Origin of the sequence: Streptomyces sp. NPDC006335, from assembly GCF_040612795.1 — a bacterium.
Taxonomy (GTDB): Bacteria; Actinomycetota; Actinomycetes; order Streptomycetales; family Streptomycetaceae; genus Streptomyces.
Map to the genome: position 1 here is coordinate 61425 of NZ_JBEXQX010000012.1, position 17896 is coordinate 79320.

Below are 17896 nucleotides of genomic sequence, written 5' to 3' on the forward strand. Positions count from 1 at the left end.
GCGTCCCTGGTGGTGCCGACACCCTCAGGGAGCCGCCGCGTCCGGTACCGTGCGGGTGCAGGTAGCTGATGCCCGAAGGGGGAGCTCTCTGCCGGGTGGGGCACCGTCGGTCCACGGACCTTGGGATGCGTGAGCCTGGCTCGACCCGCCCTCACGCGCGCGTAGTCCGCCGCCCTGCCGCACCTCAGCCACCGCAAACGTCTCCTCAACGTGAGCGGAAGACCCCGTTCGAGTGGGCCGGTCGCGCGTCGCCGTCGTGGCACAGGCGCGCGCTGGTAGCGGTGGTGCATGCCGCTCACCTCCCACACTCATGCCGGCCCCGCCCCCGTACACCCCACCCACGCCGACCGGCCCGCCCCCGCCGCCCCCCGTCGTCGTACCGCAAGCGCCCTACGGCGCAAGGCGGTCGCGCTGCTCGCCTCCGCCGTCTCCGTCTGCCTGCTCGCCGCGAGCGCCCCGGCCGCACCGCTCGGCGTCGGTGACCGCCTCTTCCCGCACCTCGGCAACCCCGGCTACGACGTGGCGTCGTACGACCTCTCCTTCACCTACTCCGGCAGCAACAGCAAGCCCCTCACGGCCGTCACCACGATCGACGCCTGGACGACGACCGAGCTCGACCGCGTCAACCTCGACTTCGCGCACGGCGAGGTCCGGTCGGTCGAGGTCGACGGACGGCCCGCCGCCTTCACCGACGCGGGCGAGGACCTCGTCGTCACCCCTGACGAGCCGCTGCCCGGTGGCAGCTGGATGCGCGTCACCGTCCGGCACACGAGCGACCCGGTCTCCGCCGCGGACCGGGACGGCGGCTGGGTGCGCACCGCGGACGGGCTCGCCATGGCCAACCAGGCCGACGCCGCCCACCTGGTGTTCCCCTGCAACGACCACCCGTCCGACAAGGCGATGTTCACCATCCGGGTCACCGCGCCCGACGGCTACACGGCCGTCGCCAACGGTCTGCCGGCGGGCGTGGACCGCGCCGGCCGGGCGACCACCTGGACGTACCGCACCCAGCACCCCATGGCCACCGAGCTCGCGCAGGTGTCCATCGGCCGCTCCACCGTGCTGCACCGCGACGGACCGCACGGACTTCCCGTCCGGGACGTCGTGCCCGCGAAGGACCGCGCCGCGCTCGAACCCTGGCTCAAGAAGACCCCGGCCCAGCTCGCGTGGATGGAGGACAAGGTGGGGCCGTACCCCTTCGAGACGTACGGCGTCCTCATGGCCGCCGCCGACACCGGATTCGAGTTGGAGACCCAAACTCTCTCCCTGTTCGAGAAGGATCTGTTCACCGAGCCCGCCTACCCCAAGTGGTACGTCGAGTCGATCATGGTCCACGAGCTAGCCCACCAGTGGTTCGGCGACAGCGTCAGCCCCCGCACCTGGTCCGACCTGTGGCTCAACGAAGGACACGCCACCTGGTACGAGGCCCTGTACGCGGAGGAGATGGGCGGCCACACCCTGGACGCCCGTATGAAGGCCGCGTACGGCGCCTCGGACCGCTGGCGCGCCGCCGGTGGACCGCCCGCAGCGCCCAAGCCGCCCAAGCCCGGCCAGAAGATCAGCATCTTCCGGCCCAACGTCTACGACGGCGCCGCCCTGATCCTGTACGCCCTGCGCCAGGAGATCGGCCGCACATCCTTCGAGAGCCTGGAACGGGCCTGGGTGCAGGAACACCGGGACGGCACGGCGTCGACCGCCGACTTCGTGCACCTCGCCTCCGAGATCTCCGGGCGCGACCTCGGCGGCTTCCTCCAGGACTGGCTCTACGGCGAGAAGACCCCGCCCATGCCGGGGCACCCGGACTGGAAGGCCGTGGCAGCCGCTGCCGCACCGGTGAAATAAGCCGATGACGAGACGCCCCGTGCCGTGCGACCATCTTCAGGTCGGCGCGGCACGGGGCGCGGGAATCTCCCGGGACGCTCGTGCGTTGAGAGACATGACCGCCGAATCGGAATCCCCATCGACGTAAGGATCCAATGACCTCCTCTTCATCCCCTTCCCAGGACACGCAGCGCCTCGCGCACACCTACGCCGAAGGTCTTCGGGCCGATGCCCTGATGGAAGAGGACGTCGCCTGGAGCCACGAGATCGACGGAGAGCGGGACGGCGAGCAGTTCGACCGCTCCGAGCGCGCGGCCCTTCGCCGTGTCGCCGGCCTCTCCACCGAGCTCGAGGACGTCACCGAGGTCGAGTACCGCCAGCTCCGTCTGGAGCGGGTCGTCCTCGTCGGCGTCTGGACCACGGGGACCGTGCAGGACGCCGACAACTCCCTCGCGGAGCTCGCCGCCCTCGCGGAGACCGCGGGCGCACTCGTGCTCGACGGCGTCATCCAGCGCCGCGACAAGCCCGACGCGGCCACCTTCATCGGTTCCGGCAAGGCCCTGGAGCTGCGCGACATCGTCGTCGAGTCCGGCGCGGACACCGTCATCTGCGACGGCGAGCTCAGCCCCGGCCAGCTCATCGCCCTCGAGGACGTCGTCAAGGTCAAGGTCATCGACCGTACGGCCCTGATCCTCGACATCTTCGCCCAGCACGCCAAGTCCCGAGAGGGCAAGGCGCAGGTCGCGCTCGCCCAGATGCAGTACATGCTGCCGCGACTGCGAGGCTGGGGTCAGTCGCTGTCCCGTCAGATGGGCGGCGGCAAGGGCGGCGGTCTCGCCACCCGTGGTCCCGGTGAGACCAAGATCGAGACGGACCGGCGCCGGATCCGCGAGAAGATGGCGAAGATGCGCCGGGAGATCGCGGACATGAAGACCGGCCGCGAGATCAAGCGCCAAGAACGCAAGCGCCACAAGGTGCCCTCGGTCGCCATCGCGGGTTACACCAACGCCGGCAAGTCGTCCCTGCTCAACCGCCTCACGGGCGCGGGCGTCCTGGTCGAGAACGCCCTGTTCGCGACCCTGGACCCCACCGTCCGCCGGGCGGAGACCCCGAGCGGCCGGCTGTACACCCTGGCCGACACCGTCGGTTTTGTACGGCACCTGCCCCACCACCTGGTCGAGGCGTTCCGCTCCACCATGGAGGAGGTCGGCGAGTCCGACCTGATCCTGCACGTGGTGGACGGCTCGCACCCGAACCCGGAGGAGCAGCTGGCCGCCGTGCGTGAGGTGATCAGGGACGTCGGCGCCACCGGCGTGCCCGAGATCGTCGTGATCAACAAGGCCGACGCGGCGGACCCGCTGACGCTCCAGCGGCTGATGCGGATCGAGAAGCGCTCCATCGCGGTCTCGGCCCGTACCGGCCAGGGCATCACCGAACTGCTCGCCCTGATCGACAACGAACTGCCCCGGCCGTCCGTCGAGATCGAGGCGCTCGTGCCGTACACCCACGGCAAGCTGGTCGCCCGGGCCCATGACGAGGGCGAGGTGATCTCCGAGGAGCACACCGCGGAGGGCACCCTGCTCAAGGTGCGGGTGCACGAGGAGCTGGCCGCGGAGCTCGCGCCGTACGTGCCGGCACCGGTCGTTGCCTGAGTGCCGTAGCTCTCCGTAGCTCGCCCGAGAGGCCCGCCCTTTTCCAACAGGGGGCGGGCCTTCAGCGTGTTCAGGTCACCGGCGTCGACGGTCGGCCGGGTGCTCGGGGCGACCGGAAGCCGTCACCGGCCCGCGAACTTCCCGCTGACCGAGTCGTACACGCCCTCGGCCACCTCACCCAGTCTGGGCCCGGCCAGCCAGCCCGCGTTCACCGGGCCGATCGAGGTGTTGGACACCAGTGCCGGCCCGCCGTCCGCACCGGTCGCGACCCAGCCGCCGCCCGACGAACCACCGGTCATGGTGCAGCCGATCCGGTACATCGTCGGATCCGAGGCGTTGATCGACAGCCGCCCCGGCCTGTCCTCGCACTGGTACAGCCTCTCCCCGTCGAACGGCGCCGCCGCCGGATACCCGCTGGCCGTGATGCTCTCCACCCGCCGTACCGCCGGCGCGGCGAAGTTCACCGGCAGGGCCGAACCGACCGTCTCCTCCAACGACTTGCCCGTGCCGCCCTCCTCCGGCGTCACATGGATGACGGCGAAGTCGTACGGTGCACCATCCCCACCCGTCGGACCGCCCTGCGCGATCCACTGGTCCGAGGTCCCCGCCCAGTCGGCCCACCAGACGCCGTACGGAGCGAGCTCCTCCTCGGTCGCACCAGTCAACTCCTCTCCCGTGAGCGCCTGGTCGTTGTACGACGGCACGAACGCGAGGTTGCGGTACCAGCCGCCACTCCTGCCCGCGTGCACACAATGCCCCGCCGTCCACACCAAGTTGGACCTGCCCGGGTGGGCCGGGTCCGCCACGACCGTCGCCGAGCAGACCATCGTGCCTTCGGGGGAGTCGAAGAACACCTTTCCCGCCGCGGGGACCTTGTCGTGGTACGTAGGCGACACGGCCTTCGCGTCCACGGGAGCCGGCTCCGGATCGGTCACACCCTGGTCATCCGAGAGGTCGCTCTCCTGGACACCGCGGTCGGGATCCTCGGCCTCCCGCATCCGCTCCGGATCCCACAGGCCCTCGATGACGGGGTTGATGTAGTCCTGGGCCTCGCGCAGCCAGTCGTCCCTGTCCCAGTCCTTCCAGGCGCCATCCTTCCACTTGTCGACATCGATCCCGTGCTCCTTGAGCCTGTCCCTGATGTCGTCCGGGATCGTGATCTTGCCGTCTCCCTCGGACGCGGCGGAGGCGGTGGCCTGCGCGTTCGCGTCCCCATCGCCCGAGCCGCAGCCCGTGGCGGTCAGCGCCAGCACCGAGGCGAGAACCACGGCGCCCAGGACGGGGGAGGTTCTGCGCCGCGTACCCCTTCCGCCCTCGCCACGAGCCGTCAACGACAGCGGTTCGGATCGCATGCTCTGCCTCCCCCTGGTGTGGACGAACCCGGCACCGGAACCGGGGACCTCCCGCGAACGCCCCGCGACTTCGCCCCCCCCCGGCACCGCGCCTCGGAACGGCACCACACACTATGCGCCCGCTATGGGGGACTTCCGACGGAACCGCAACAGTTTCGTCACCCAAAGATCCTCGGACAACCCGTAACCCGGTGAACAGTCCGGGGTTGGTAGCGGTGGGGGATTGCTACCGGCGGACGGCACGGTCCCCCACGCCCCAAACCACGGCGACTTCCCGACAGTCGGGGCTTCGATGTGCCGAGAAGTCGAGCAAAGGGTCACGGGGCTCCGTATGTCGGGGCGGGCGAGTCCGCGAGGGAACCGCTTGCCCCTGCGCAGCGCGACGACGGGAGAACCATGGCCGTGACCGAGACCGCACCCGGGGAGGCCATGGCAGGGCCCGAGGCCGACGCGGAACCGTCGCACGCCCGTTCCGCGCACGAGGGGATCCTGCGACGCCAGTCGGCCCGCGAGTCGGCGGCACGCACCTACGCCCGCGCCCTCCCGATCGTCCCTGTACGCGCACGCGGCCTGACCATCGAGGGCGCCGACGGCCGCCGCTACCTCGACTGCCTCTCCGGCGCCGGCACCCTGGCCCTCGGACACAACCACCCCGTCGTCCTGGAAGCCATCCGCAAGGTCCTCGACTCGGGCGCCCCCCTCCACGTCCTCGACCTCGCGACCCCGGTCAAGGACGCCTTCACCACCGAACTGTTCCGCACCCTCCCTCCCGGACTCGCCGACCATGCACGCGTGCAGTTCTGCGGACCGGCCGGCACCGACGCGGTGGAGGCCGCCTTCAAGCTCGTGCGCGCCGCCACCGGCCGCAACGGCATCCTCGCCTTCGCCGGCGCCTACCACGGCATGACCGCCGGCGCGCTCGAGGCGTCCGGCGACGCCTTCGACGTACGGGTCGCCCGGTTGCCCTATCCGCAGGACTACCGCTGCCCTTTCGGCGTCGGTGGCCCGCACGGCGCCGAACTCGCCTCCCGCTGGACGCAATCCGTTCTCGACGACCCCAAATCCGGAGTTCCGCTGCCCGCCGGGATGATCCTTGAACCCGTTCAGGGCGAGGGCGGGGTCCTTCCCGCGCCGGACGAGTGGATGCGGCGCATGCGCCAGATCACGGCCGACCGCTCGATCCCGCTCATCGCCGACGAGGTCCAGACGGGAGTCGGCCGCACCGGCGCCTTCTGGGCCGTGGAGCACAGCGGCATCACCCCCGACGTGATGGTCCTCTCCAAGGCCATCGGCGGCAGCTTGCCTCTCGCCGTCGTCGTCTACCGCGACGACCTCGACGTCTGGGAACCCGGCGCCCACGCCGGCACCTTCCGCGGCAACCAACTCGCCATGGCCGCGGGCGCGGCCACGATGGCCTACGTCCGCGAGAACGGCCTCACAGAGCGTGCGGCAACGCTGGGGGCACGGATGTTGGGTCAACTCCGTTCGTTGGCAGAGGAGTTCCCTGTGATCGGTGAGGTGCGGGGGCGGGGGTTGATGATCGGGGTTGAGATGGTGGAAGCGGACGGCGAGCGGGAGGGCGAGGGTGCGGGGCGGGCGTCCGGTGAAGGCGGTGAACTTGTTGGGTTCGGTGGGGTCAGCGGACTCAGCGGACTCAGTGGGGTCGGCGGGGGCGGCGGGCTCAGCGAGAGCCATGAGGCGGGTGCAGTTGATGGGGTCGCTGCGTTGTCGGGCACGGTCGGGACGGTCAGCGCGGGTGGCGCCGGCGCCGAGGTGATGCCTGGGGGCGTCCCATCCCCTCACCCTGCCTCCCCGGGACTTGCCGCCGCCGTCCAGCGGGAGTGTCTCCGGCGGGGCCTGATCGTCGAACTCGGCGGTCGTCACGCGAGCGTCATCCGGCTGCTCCCGCCTCTGACGATCACCGACGAACAGGCGACCGCCGTCCTCGACCGCCTCGCCGACGCCGTGGCGACCGTGGCCCGCGGTCACGGGCGCGGCGGCGGGAGGCAGCGGCAGCATCGAGGACGGGACCAGAGCGAGGGGGCGGGGTAGCTCACGGGGCGGCGACGTGAGCCGTAGCCAGAGTCGGAGTCGGAGCCCTAGCCGGAGCTGCGGTTGGGGTCGGGGGCGAGGAGCACAACTGGGCTCAGGTCGGGACTGGAGCTGGAGCCGAGGCTGGGATCGCCTTCGGGCCCAGGCCAGAAGCCTGCGTCCGAGCCTCCCCCGCAGCCCTAACCACCCTTCGCGCCATAGGCCGAGCCGTGCGCCGCTCGCCGACACCTCCGAACGGCCGCCATCGTCACGCACCTTGCTCACCGAATCCCTTCCACCACCGCGCATCTCGCACCAAGCGCCCAAACAGCCGCCCGTCGCAGACACCGGCGCACCATCTCGATCCACCCCGCACGAGACAGCAGCCCCTGAGGCAGAACCCCCAAACAGAACCCCCAAACAGATCCCCAGACAGAACTCCAGACAGAACCACCCCGAGGAACACCCCAACTTGAACACCACCCCCACCCCCCACAACGCCACCCCCACGCAACCGCGCAACAACTCCGACACAGCCCCCTCCACACAGCACCGCTCCAGCCCCGCCCACACCCCGTCCCAAGGCGGACCGCCCGAACAGGAACGTCTGCGCGGCGTCACGACCGACCCCCGGAACCACCCCGATCCCCTGAACCACCCCGACCCGCACACCACCGCCGAAGCCGCGACCCTGGAGAATCTGCTGCGCTGCTGGGTCCGTGAGACCGACCTGCCCGCCCCCATCGACGGCACCCTCCGCATCCCCCTCCCCGCCAGTGGCACAGCCCTCCTCACCCCTGTTCACTACTGGTCCCCGACGGGATGGCACCGCTTCGGCCGCCCCCGTCTCGCCAACGCCCCGGAGTTGGCCCCGCCCGCCGACGCGGTCACCGTCGCGGCACTGCTCACCCGAGAGTCGCTGGCGACACAGACCTCGGCCCCCGCAGGCTGTGCCGAACTCGTGGCCCGCGTGGCCGACTCCCTCCACCGCACCGCCACCTTCGTCCGCGAGCGCCGCAAGGACCACGACGACGGCCCCGATCCCTTCCTCACCGCCGAACAGGCACTCGTCCTCGGCCACCCTTTGCACCCGGCCCCGAAGAGCCGCGAAGGCCTCTCCGAAGCCGAAGCAGCCTTGTACTCACCGGAATTGCGCGGCTCCTTCCGCCTGCACTGGCTCGCTGTCGACTCCTCCCTCCTCGCCACGGACTCGGCCTGGACCGAACGCGGCCGTTCCGTCGCCGCCGCCCGACTCACCCAGCGACTGGCCGGCCCCGACCTGGCGCTGCCGGACGGACGCACAGCCCTGCCGCTGCACCCCTGGCAACTCCGCGAGGTCCGACACCGCCCTGAGACCGCCCCTCTCTTCGATACCGGTCTGCTCCAGGACCTGGGCGCCCATGGCTCCCCCTGGCACCCCACCTCCTCTGTACGCACCGTCCATCGCTCCGGCGCCCCCGCCATGCTCAAGCTCTCGCTGGGCCTGCGCATCACCAACTCCCGCCGCGAGAACCTCCGCAAGGAACTCCACCGTGGTGTCGAAGTGCACCGGCTCCTTCGCAGCGGCCTGCACAAGGAGTGGCAGGCGGCCCATCCGGCGTTCGACATCGTTCGCGACCCCGCCTGGCTCGCGGTCGACGGGCTCGACGGCACTCCCGTCCCTGGAATCGACGTGGTGATCCGGCACAATCCGTTCACCCCCTCTCACGACGTCTCCTGCATCGCTGGACTCGTCTCACCACGCCCCCTCGCCCGAGCCGGCACCACGGAGCACCGTTCGGACAGGGACCATCCGGACAGGAGCCGCCAGGACAGGGGACACACGGAGACGGACCAGGCGGCCTGGCGGTCCCGGCTGGCCGAGCTCGTCACCCGCCTCGCCGCCCGCACCGGCCGCCCGCGAGGAGCTGTCGCCGCCGAGTGGTTCCTCCGCTACCTCGAACACGTCGTCCGCCCGGTGCTGTGGCTCGACGGGGAAGCGGGGATCGCGCTGGAGGCGCACCAGCAGAACACCTTGGTCCTGCTGGACGGGGACGGCTGGCCCGCCGGCGGCCGTTACCGCGACAACCAGGGCTACTACTTCCGTGAGTCCCGAAGGGCGGAACTCGACGCCCGGCTGCCCGGCATCGGCGCACACAGCGACACCTTTGTCTCCGACGAGGTCACTGACGAGCGCTTCGCCTACTACCTCGCGATCAACAATGTCCTCGGCCTCATCGGTGCCTTCGGCTCCCAGCGCCTGGCCGACGAACGGCTGCTGCTCGCCGCCTTCCGCCGCTTCCTCGTCGACGTGGCCTCCGGACCCACCCGACTGCGCACCACGCTGCCCGGCCGCCTGCTCGACTCACCCGTCCTGCGCTGCAAGGCCAACCTGCTGACCCGTGTCCACGGCCTGGATGAACTCGTCGGCCCGGTCGACACACAGTCCGTCTACGTCACCATCACCAACCCCCTTCACTCCTGAGGAACATGACCCGCCCCGTCTTCTGAGAGGAGCGTCCCCGTGTCTCCGACCGACGCGACCGCCGACGCCGTTTCCGCCCCCGTGCCCGATGTCGGCGACGGCACCTGTCCGACCCAGGACGCGGACTGCACAGCCGGGGGAGCTCACCGAAACACCGGCCACATGGCCCCGGAGGACGGCACAGCTGGGGACGCTGATCGGAGCACCGACCACGAGGCCGCAGAGGACGACTCCACCCAGGGCGCTGACCGGAGCACTGACCACGAGGACACTCTGGAGCTGCGTCTGCCGGACGAACTGGTCGCCTTCACCGAGATGGGCCAGTCCGACCCAGGCACAGGTGATACCGATACCGGAGCCGGGCAGGGGCAGGGGCACGAGCAAGGTCAGCCGAGCCGGCGCGACGGCACCGCACCGCCCGCCTTACTCACCCCGCACGGCTACGACCTGCTTGACGGCGTCGCCGAGTGGCGGCCGATCACGACCCCGGCGGGCGTGTTCCATCTCGTGCCCGTATGCGTCGAGCGGGACCTCCCCCTCGTCTGCCGTTGGATGAACGACCCCGCCGTGGCCGCGTTCTGGGAGCTGGCCGGGCCCCAGAACGTGACGGAGGAGCACCTGCGGTCCCAACTGGACGGCGACGGACGCAGCGTTCCCTGCCTCGGGGTGCTGGAGGGCACCCCCATGAGCTACTGGGAGATCTACCGGGCAGACCTGGACCCGCTGGCCCGGCACTATCCGGCAAGACCGCACGACACCGGTATCCACCTCCTCATCGGCACCGTCACCGATCGAGGGCGCGGTCTCGGCGGCACTCTGCTCAGGGCTGTAGCCGATCTCGTACTCGACAGGCGACCCGCCTGTGCCCGCGTCGTCGCGGAACCCGACCTTCGCAACGTCCCGTCCATCACCGCCTTTCTGAGCGCAGGATTCCGCTTCTCCGCCGAGGTGGATCTGCCCGCCAAGCGGGCGGCCCTCATGATCCGAGACCGGTCCCTGCGCGATCTGATGTAGCCGTGCGTCATCGTGTAATCACTTTTGGTACACCGCTCGTGCCGAGTCGGTTCCCACCCACGGCCAAACTTTTTTCGGCGAGCGGACCAGACGATCTGCCCCGGCATCGCTCCACCGGACCTCGATCAATTGCGGACGTCCTCGGATCGAAGTCGGTCCTGTCTGATCCCGACTGGTCCCGACCGGAACTGGCAGGACCCAACCCGGGCGTAGCCGAACCGATGCGATCCGATCCGGCCTCCCCCCGTTCCTTCTCCGACGAGGTCCCGGCCTTGATCCCGCCTCTCGTCCCCGCCTTGATCACCCCTTTGTCAGTGCTGAGCCGTAGGGTGGTCGCGCTATGACGAAGCCCTCACTCCCCGAACTCCTGCATGCTGCCGTCACTGCCGTCGGCGGTACGGAGCGCCCCGGCCAGGTGACCATGGCCGAATCCGTCGCGGACGCGATCGACGACGGTTCCCACCTGCTGGTGCAGGCCGGCACCGGTACCGGAAAGTCGCTGGGCTACCTCGTGCCCGCGCTTGCGCACGGGGAGCGGGTCGTCGTCGCGACGGCCACCCTTGCCCTGCAGAGACAGCTCGTCGAGCGCGACCTGCCGCGCACGGTCGACGCGCTGCACCCGCTGCTGCGGCGTCGCCCCGAGTTCGCGATGCTCAAGGGCCGGTCGAACTATCTGTGTCTGCACCGCCTCCACGAGGGTGTTCCGCAGGACGAGGAGGAGGGCCTCTTCGACCAGTTCGAGGCCGCCGCGCCCACCAGCAAGCTGGGTCAGGACCTGCTGCGGCTGCGGGACTGGTCGCAGGACACCGAGACCGGTGACCGCGACGACCTCACTCCGGGTGTCTCCGACCGCGCCTGGGCGCAGATCTCCGTGTCCTCCCGCGAGTGCCTGGGAGCGACGAAGTGCGCCTACGGCGCCGAGTGCTTCGCCGAGATGGCCCGCGAGCGCGCCAAGCTCGCCGAGGTCGTCGTCACCAACCACGCGCTGCTCGCGATCGACGCCATCGAAGGCGCCCCCGTCCTTCCTCAGCACGAGGTCCTGATCGTCGACGAGGCGCACGAACTGGTCTCCCGGGTCACCGGTGTCGCCACCGGCGAGCTCACCCCCGGCCAGGTCAACCGCGCGGTGCGCCGCGCCGCGAAGCTCGTCAACGAAAAGGCTGCCGACCAGCTCCAGACCGCGGCCGAGGGCTTCGAGCGGTTGATGGAGCTGGCCCTGCCCGGCAGGCTGGAGGAGATCCCGGAAGACCTGGGATACGCGCTGATGGCCCTGCGTGACGCCGCTCGTACGGTCATCTCCGCGATCGGAGCGACACGCGACAAGTCGGTCCAGGACGAGGACGCGGTCCGCAAGCAGGCGCTGGCCTCCGTGGAGTCGGTGCACGATGTGGCGGAGCGGATCACGAACGGTTCGGAGTGGGACGTCGTCTGGTACGAGCGACACGACCGCTTCGGCGCCTCCCTGCGCGTGGCCCCCATGTCGGTGTCGGGCCTGCTGCGGGAGAAGCTCTTCGCGGACCGCTCCGTGGTCCTGACCTCGGCGACCCTGAAGCTGGGCGGCGACTTCAACGGCGTGGGAGCGTCCCTGGGACTCGCTCCGGAAGGCACCGAGGGCGAAGACGTGCCGAAGTGGAAGGGCATCGACGTCGGTTCGCCCTTCGACTACCCGAGGCAGGGCATCCTCTACGTCGCCAAGCACCTGTCGCGCCCCGCGCGTGACGGCGACCGAGTGGACATGCTCGACGAACTCACGGAGCTCATCCAGGCGGCCGGCGGCCGCACGCTGGGACTCTTCTCCTCCATGAGGGCGGCCCAGTTGGCCGCCGAGGAGCTGCGCTCCCGTATCCCGGAGTTTCCGATCCTCCTCCAGGGCGAGGAGACCCTCGGCGAACTGATCAAGAACTTCGCGGCCGACCCCAAGACCTGTCTTTTCGGCACGCTGTCGCTCTGGCAGGGCGTCGACGTGCCAGGTCCCAGTTGCCAGCTCGTCGTCATGGACAAGATCCCGTTCCCGCGCCCCGACGACCCCTTGATGAGCGCCCGCCAGAAGGCGGTGGAAGAGGCGGGCGGCAACGGCTTCATGGCGGTCGCGGCCACGCACGCCGCCCTGCTCATGGCCCAGGGCGCCGGTCGCCTCGTACGGGCCTCGGGGGATCGTGGCGTGGTCGCCGTACTGGACCAGCGGTTGGCGACAGCGCGGTACGGCAGCTATCTCAAGGCGTCACTGCCCGACTTCTGGTACACCACGGACCGTAACCAGGTACGGAAGTCGCTGGCGGCGATCGATGCCGCGGCGAAGGCCACGGAAGCGGCCGCGCTCGCCGCCGAGGCCGAGAAAGCCCAGGCGGAGCTCGGGTGAACGACTGTTGGCCTGACCCGGCGCCGGGTCAGGCCAACAGTCGATGCGCAGCAGCCCGTCACCGGGCGCCGGACAGGGCAGGGCCCCGGAACCGGCGCAGGGGTTCCGGGGCCCGGTCGGATCGGCGAGGCCTTCCGCGGTGCTCAGACGCGCCGCAGAACCGCGACCACCTTGCCGAGGATCGTCGCGTCGTCGCCCGGGATCGGCTCGTACGCGGAGTTGTGGGGGAGGAGCCAGACATGGCCGTCCTCGCGCTTGAAGCGCTTGACGGTGGCCTCGCCGTCGAGCATCGCGGCCACGATGTCGCCGTTCTCGGCGACGGGCTGGCGGCGCACGGTCACCCAGTCGCCGTCACAGATCGCGGCCTCGATCATCGAGTCGCCGACGACCTTCAGCACGAACAGCTCACCGTCGCCGACGAGCTGGCGGGGGAGAGGGAACACGTCCTCGACGGATTCCTCGGCGAGGATCGGGCCACCGGCGGCGATCCGGCCCACCAGCGGGACGTACGACGCGGCAGGCTTGCCCGCGGTGTCCGTGGGCTGCACCGAGGCACCCTGGTCCGAGCCGCGCACCTCGTACGCGCGCGGGCGGTGCGGGTCGCGGCGTAGGAAGCCCTTGCGCTCCAGCGCCATGAGCTGGTGTGCGACGGACGAGGTGCTGGACAGGCCGACCGCCTGGCCGATCTCCCGCATGGACGGCGGGTAGCCGCGCCGCTGGACGGAGTCCCTGATGACCTCGATCACCCGGCGCTGCCTGTCGGTGAGTCCCGAGCTGTCGGCCCGGATGCCTGGAGGTCGGCCCGGCAGGGAGCGCTTGTGCCCCTCCGGATTCACGGCTTCGTTCATCGCATGCACCGGCTCGAGTCGGCCCTGGGAACGGTCCTGGGCAGTGATGGTGGCACTGTCTGCGGTCGTGGTCACGTCGGCCCCTCTCGATGGTCTCCCTGCTGGACAACGGTAGTTGCTTTCGAAAGGTTGCGCCAAACACACGTTCGAGTGAAAAATCGCGGATTGTCTGACGCGATCATGTGTCTGGGTGTATGGCTAACGCGCCGCCTGCCGAACAAAAGGGCCCATTGCTGTACTCTTCACCGCCGGACGGCGACCTCGCGGGTTGTTGCCCCAGTCTGCCATCCGGTACCCCGTCGGCCGGGTAACGGCTCCCATCTGTGCGGGAATCCCACGTCCCCTCCTTGTGGCGCCCACGGTATCTCCGCATGCGCCGCAGGGATACGGCTGTGCGTCGTGTTCGCCCGGCGCCGGGACGGTCGTATGGCACACGCCCATACAGGCGCGACGCGCGTGTACGGCGTGTATGCCGTGCCAATCCCTACATGTAGTGCTTGGATTGCTACAGCAGCCCAGAAGTTGTGGTCCCCCGGGTCTCGGCGCCCGCAGCGATCGCCTATGCTTGGGGCTGCTTCGAGGGGCCCATGGGGCTCAGCGAGGCTATTGAGTCTGCTGTGAGGAGGTTGGGAGTTCATGCACTGCCCCTTCTGCAGGCACCCCGACAGCCGCGTCGTCGACAGTCGTACGACCGACGACGGCACGTCGATCCGCAGGCGCCGCCAGTGTCCGGACTGCTCCCGTCGTTTCACGACCGTGGAGACCTGTTCGCTCATGGTGGTCAAGCGGTCCGGAGTCACCGAGCCTTTCAGTCGTACCAAGGTCATCAACGGTGTGCGCAAGGCGTGCCAGGGACGGCCTGTCACCGAGGACGCGCTCGCCCAGCTCGGCCAGCGGGTCGAGGAGGCGGTGCGGGCCACCGGAAGCGCCGAGTTGACCACCCATGACGTGGGGCTGGCCATACTCGGCCCGTTGCAGGAACTCGATCTCGTCGCCTATCTGCGGTTCGCTTCCGTCTACCGGGCGTTCGACTCGCTCGAGGACTTCGATGCGGCCATCGCGGAACTGAGGGAGACGGGGCCCCCCGCCGCGGACGACGAGGACCGCGGAGAGGCTGTGGACGGCGACGGGGCCGTCGCGGGGAGCCAGGAAGACGATCGCGGGCCCGGAGAGACTGCTCAAGTCCCCGAGCCCGCCCGCGCCGCCGACTGATCGGCGGGCCGGACCGGGCCAGCACCCCGGGCCGGCCGGACGGCGGCGAACCAGGATCTGTTGCGGGCGGTAGTGAGTGGGTGCCCGCAATACCAGACAGAACACCGTGCCACGGGAACAACGGGGCACTTCAGGGCGTTTACGCCCGTACAGGGAGGCGGCATGACAGAGACGGCGAGCGGTCCGGCACGGAGTTCCCGTGCCAAGGGCACCAAGGCGGCTGCGAACAAGGGCCTGCGCATCGAGCGCATCCACACCACCCCCGGCGTGCACCCGTACGACGAGGTGGAATGGGCGCTTCGTGACGTCGTCATGACCAACTGGCGCGACGGCTCGGTCAACTTCGAGCAGCGTGGCGTCGAGTTCCCCGACTTCTGGTCGGTGAACGCGGTCAACATCGTCACCAGCAAGTACTTCCGCGGTGCCGTCGGCACCCCCCAGCGCGAGGTGAGCCTGAGGCAGCTCATCGACCGCATCGTGAAGACGTACCGCAAGGCCGGCGAGGACTACAAGTACTTCGCCTCGCCCGCCGACGCGGAGATCTTCGAGCACGAGCTGGCGTACGCCCTCCTGCACCAGATCTTCAGCTTCAACAGCCCTGTGTGGTTCAACGTCGGCACGCCCCAGCCGCAGCAGGTCTCCGCCTGCTTCATCCTGTCCGTCGACGACTCCATGGAGTCGATCCTCGACTGGTACAAGGAAGAGGGCATGATCTTCAAGGGCGGCTCCGGTGCCGGCCTGAACCTCTCCCGCATCCGCTCCTCCAAGGAACTGCTGTCCTCGGGCGGCAACGCCTCGGGTCCCGTCTCCTTCATGCGCGGTGCCGACGCCTCCGCAGGAACGATCAAGTCGGGTGGCGCCACGCGCCGCGCCGCCAAGATGGTCATCCTCGACGTCGACCACCCCGACATCGAGGACTTCATCGAGACCAAGGTGAAGGAGGAGGAGAAGATCCGCGCCCTGCGCGACGCGGGCTTCGACATGGACCTGGGCGGCGACGACATCACGTCCGTCCAGTACCAGAACGCCAACAACTCGGTCCGCGTGAACGACGCGTTCATGAAGGCCGTCGAGCAGGGCGGCAAGTTCGGCCTGACCTCCCGCATGACCGGCGAGGTCATCGAAGAGGTCGACGCCAAGGCGCTGTTCCGCAAGATGGCCGAGGCCGCGTGGGCCTGTGCCGACCCGGGCATCCAGTACGACGACACCATCAACCACTGGCACACCTGCCCGGAGTCCGGCCGTATCAACGGCTCGAACCCCTGCAGCGAGTACATGCACCTGGACAACACGTCCTGCAACCTCGCCTCGCTGAACCTGATGAAGTTCCTCAAGGACGACGGCAAGGGCAACCAGTCCTTCGAGGTCGAGCGCTTCGCCAAGGTCGTCGAGCTCGTCATCACCGCGATGGACATCTCCATCTGCTTCGCGGACTTCCCGACGCAGAAGATCGGCGAGAACACGCGCGCGTTCCGCCAGCTCGGCATCGGCTACGCCAACCTCGGCGCCCTGCTGATGGCGACCGGCCACGCCTACGACTCCGACGGCGGCCGTGCCCTCGCCGGCTCCATCACCTCCCTGATGACCGGCACGTCGTACAAGCGCTCCGCCGAACTCGCCGCGGTCGTCGGCCCGTACGACGGCTACGCCCGCAACGCGCAGCCGCATCTGCGGGTCATGAAGCAGCACTCCGACGAGAACGGCAAGGCCGTCCGCATGGACGACCTGGACACGCCGATCTGGGCCGCCGCCACGGAGGCCTGGCAGGACGTGCTGCGCCTCGGCGAGAAGAACGGTTTCCGTAACGCCCAGGCGTCCGTCATCGCCCCGACCGGCACCATCGGTCTCGCGATGTCCTGCGACACCACCGGCCTCGAGCCCGACCTCGCGCTGGTCAAGTTCAAGAAGCTGGTCGGCGGCGGCTCGATGCAGATCGTCAACGGCACCGTCCCGCAGGCCCTGCGCCGCCTGGGCTACCAGGAGGAGCAGATCGAGGCGATCGTCGCCCACATCGCCGAGCACGGCAATGTGATCGACGCCCCCGGGCTCAAGCACGAGCACTACGAGGTGTTCGACTGCGCCATGGGTGAGCGCTCCATCTCCGCGATGGGTCACGTCCGCATGATGGCCGCGATCCAGCCCTGGATCTCCGGTGCGCTCTCCAAGACGGTCAACCTGCCGGAGTCGGCGACCGTCGAAGACGTCGAAGAGGTCTACTTCGAGGCCTGGAAGATGGGCGTCAAGGCGCTCGCCATCTACCGCGACAACTGCAAGGTCGGCCAGCCCCTCTCCGCGAAGACCAAGGAGAAGGAGAAGACCGAGGTCACGGAGAAGGCCGAGGCGACCATCCGCGAGGCGGTCGAGAAGGTCATCGAGTACCGCCCGGTCCGCAAGCGCCTCCCCAAGGGCCGTCCCGGCATCACCACGTCCTTCACGGTCGGTGGCGCCGAGGGCTACATGACCGCCAACTCCTACCCGGACGACGGTCTCGGCGAGGTCTTCCTGAAGATGTCCAAGCAGGGCTCCACCCTCGCGGGCATGATGGACGCCTTCTCCATCGCCGTCTCCGTAGGCCTCCAGTACGGCGTGCCGCTGGAAACGTACGTCTCGAAGTTCACCAACATGCGCTTCGAGCCGGCCGGCATGACGGACGACCCGGACGTGCGGATGGCGCAGTCGATCGTCGACTACATCTTCCGCCGCCTGGCGCTCGACTTCCTGCCCTTCGAGACCCGCTCCGCGCTCGGCATCCACTCCGCCGAGGAGCGGCAGCGCCACCTCGAGACCGGCTCGTACGAGCCGACCGAGGAGGAGGTCGACGTCGAGGGTCTGGCCCAGTCGGCGCCGCGCGCCCAGGAGCTGAAGGCGGTCGCCACGCCGAAGGCCGAGGTCGAGGCGGCCAAGCCGGCTCCGCAGCAGGCCCACACCAGCGCCGAGCTGGTGGAGATGCAGCTGGGCATCCAGGCCGACGCCCCGCTGTGCTTCTCCTGCGGTACGAAGATGCAGCGGGCCGGTTCCTGCTACATCTGCGAGGGTTGCGGCTCGACCAGCGGTTGCAGCTGATCTGAGTCAGCCGTCGAGGCGGTGCAGTCGGACATCGACTGCACCGCCTCCGGTTTTTCCGTTTCTCCACGAGGCGATCA

10 protein-coding genes are annotated in these 17896 nt (G+C 69.6%); 8 read left to right on the forward strand and 2 right to left on the reverse strand.

The window, feature by feature from the left end; all coding sequences use genetic code 11:
* Positions 1 to 288: 288 nt before the first annotated feature.
* Both ABZ098_RS29280 and hflX read left to right on the forward strand, forming a co-directional pair.
* Positions 289 to 1842, forward strand: a complete 1554-nt coding sequence (locus ABZ098_RS29280) for a M1 family metallopeptidase (RefSeq protein WP_356596164.1) — start codon at positions 289 to 291, stop codon at positions 1840 to 1842.
* Positions 1843 to 1976: 134 nt separating this feature from the next.
* Complete coding sequence (gene hflX, locus ABZ098_RS29285) at positions 1977 to 3473, forward strand: GTPase HflX (RefSeq protein WP_356596166.1); 1497 nt, start codon at positions 1977 to 1979, stop codon at positions 3471 to 3473.
* A 122-nt stretch (positions 3474 to 3595) separates the two neighbouring features.
* On the opposite strand, the gene ABZ098_RS29290 is transcribed toward hflX, so the two are convergent.
* Positions 3596 to 4825, reverse strand: coding sequence for a hypothetical protein (locus tag ABZ098_RS29290; protein WP_356596168.1), 1230 nt, complete (start codon positions 4823 to 4825; stop codon positions 3596 to 3598).
* A 396-nt stretch (positions 4826 to 5221) separates the two neighbouring features.
* On the opposite strand from ABZ098_RS29290, the gene ABZ098_RS29295 reads away from it, so the two are divergent.
* The 4 genes from ABZ098_RS29295 (at position 5222) to ABZ098_RS29310 (ending at position 12693) form a co-directional block, all read left to right on the forward strand.
* On the forward strand, positions 5222 to 6877 hold the full coding sequence (locus ABZ098_RS29295) for a diaminobutyrate--2-oxoglutarate transaminase family protein (RefSeq protein ID WP_356596170.1): 1656 nt from the start codon (positions 5222 to 5224) through the stop codon (positions 6875 to 6877).
* Positions 6878 to 7328: 451 nt separating this feature from the next.
* Entirely contained in the window at positions 7329 to 9320 is a 1992-nt protein-coding gene (locus tag ABZ098_RS29300) for an IucA/IucC family protein (RefSeq protein ID WP_356596172.1), read from the forward strand.
* A 39-nt stretch (positions 9321 to 9359) separates the two neighbouring features.
* Complete coding sequence (locus tag ABZ098_RS29305; protein WP_356596174.1) at positions 9360 to 10334, forward strand: GNAT family N-acetyltransferase; 975 nt, start codon at positions 9360 to 9362, stop codon at positions 10332 to 10334.
* A gap of 340 nt (positions 10335 to 10674) precedes the next feature.
* Entirely contained in the window at positions 10675 to 12693 is a 2019-nt protein-coding gene (locus ABZ098_RS29310) for an ATP-dependent DNA helicase (RefSeq protein ID WP_356596176.1), read from the forward strand.
* 143 nt (positions 12694 to 12836) lie between these two features.
* On the opposite strand, the gene lexA is transcribed toward ABZ098_RS29310, so the two are convergent.
* Positions 12837 to 13616, reverse strand: a complete 780-nt coding sequence (gene lexA / locus ABZ098_RS29315) for a transcriptional repressor LexA (RefSeq protein WP_352382363.1) — start codon at positions 13614 to 13616, stop codon at positions 12837 to 12839.
* Between the two features lie 561 nt (positions 13617 to 14177).
* Between lexA and nrdR the strand changes: the two genes are divergently transcribed.
* Positions 14178 to 14753, forward strand: a complete 576-nt coding sequence (nrdR, locus tag ABZ098_RS29320; protein WP_356596178.1) for a transcriptional regulator NrdR — start codon at positions 14178 to 14180, stop codon at positions 14751 to 14753.
* Positions 14754 to 14915: 162 nt separating this feature from the next.
* Positions 14916 to 17816, forward strand: a complete 2901-nt coding sequence (locus ABZ098_RS29325; RefSeq protein ID WP_356596180.1) for a vitamin B12-dependent ribonucleotide reductase — start codon at positions 14916 to 14918, stop codon at positions 17814 to 17816.
* The last annotated feature ends 80 nt before the right edge of the window (positions 17817 to 17896 follow it).

Coding starts and splice junctions, on each gene's coding strand:
- ABZ098_RS29295 (WP_356596170.1), top strand. CDS start 5,222: ATGGCCGTGACCGAGACCGCACCCGGGGAGGCCATGGCAGGGCCCGAG.
- ABZ098_RS29325 (WP_356596180.1), top strand. CDS start 14,916: ATGACAGAGACGGCGAGCGGTCCGGCACGGAGTTCCCGTGCCAAGGGC.
- ABZ098_RS29290 (WP_356596168.1), bottom strand. CDS start 4,825: ATGCGATCCGAACCGCTGTCGTTGACGGCTCGTGGCGAGGGCGGAAGG.
- hflX (WP_356596166.1), top strand. CDS start 1,977: ATGACCTCCTCTTCATCCCCTTCCCAGGACACGCAGCGCCTCGCGCAC.
- nrdR (WP_356596178.1), top strand. CDS start 14,178: ATGCACTGCCCCTTCTGCAGGCACCCCGACAGCCGCGTCGTCGACAGT.
- ABZ098_RS29310 (WP_356596176.1), top strand. CDS start 10,675: ATGACGAAGCCCTCACTCCCCGAACTCCTGCATGCTGCCGTCACTGCC.
- ABZ098_RS29280 (WP_356596164.1), top strand. CDS start 289: ATGCCGCTCACCTCCCACACTCATGCCGGCCCCGCCCCCGTACACCCC.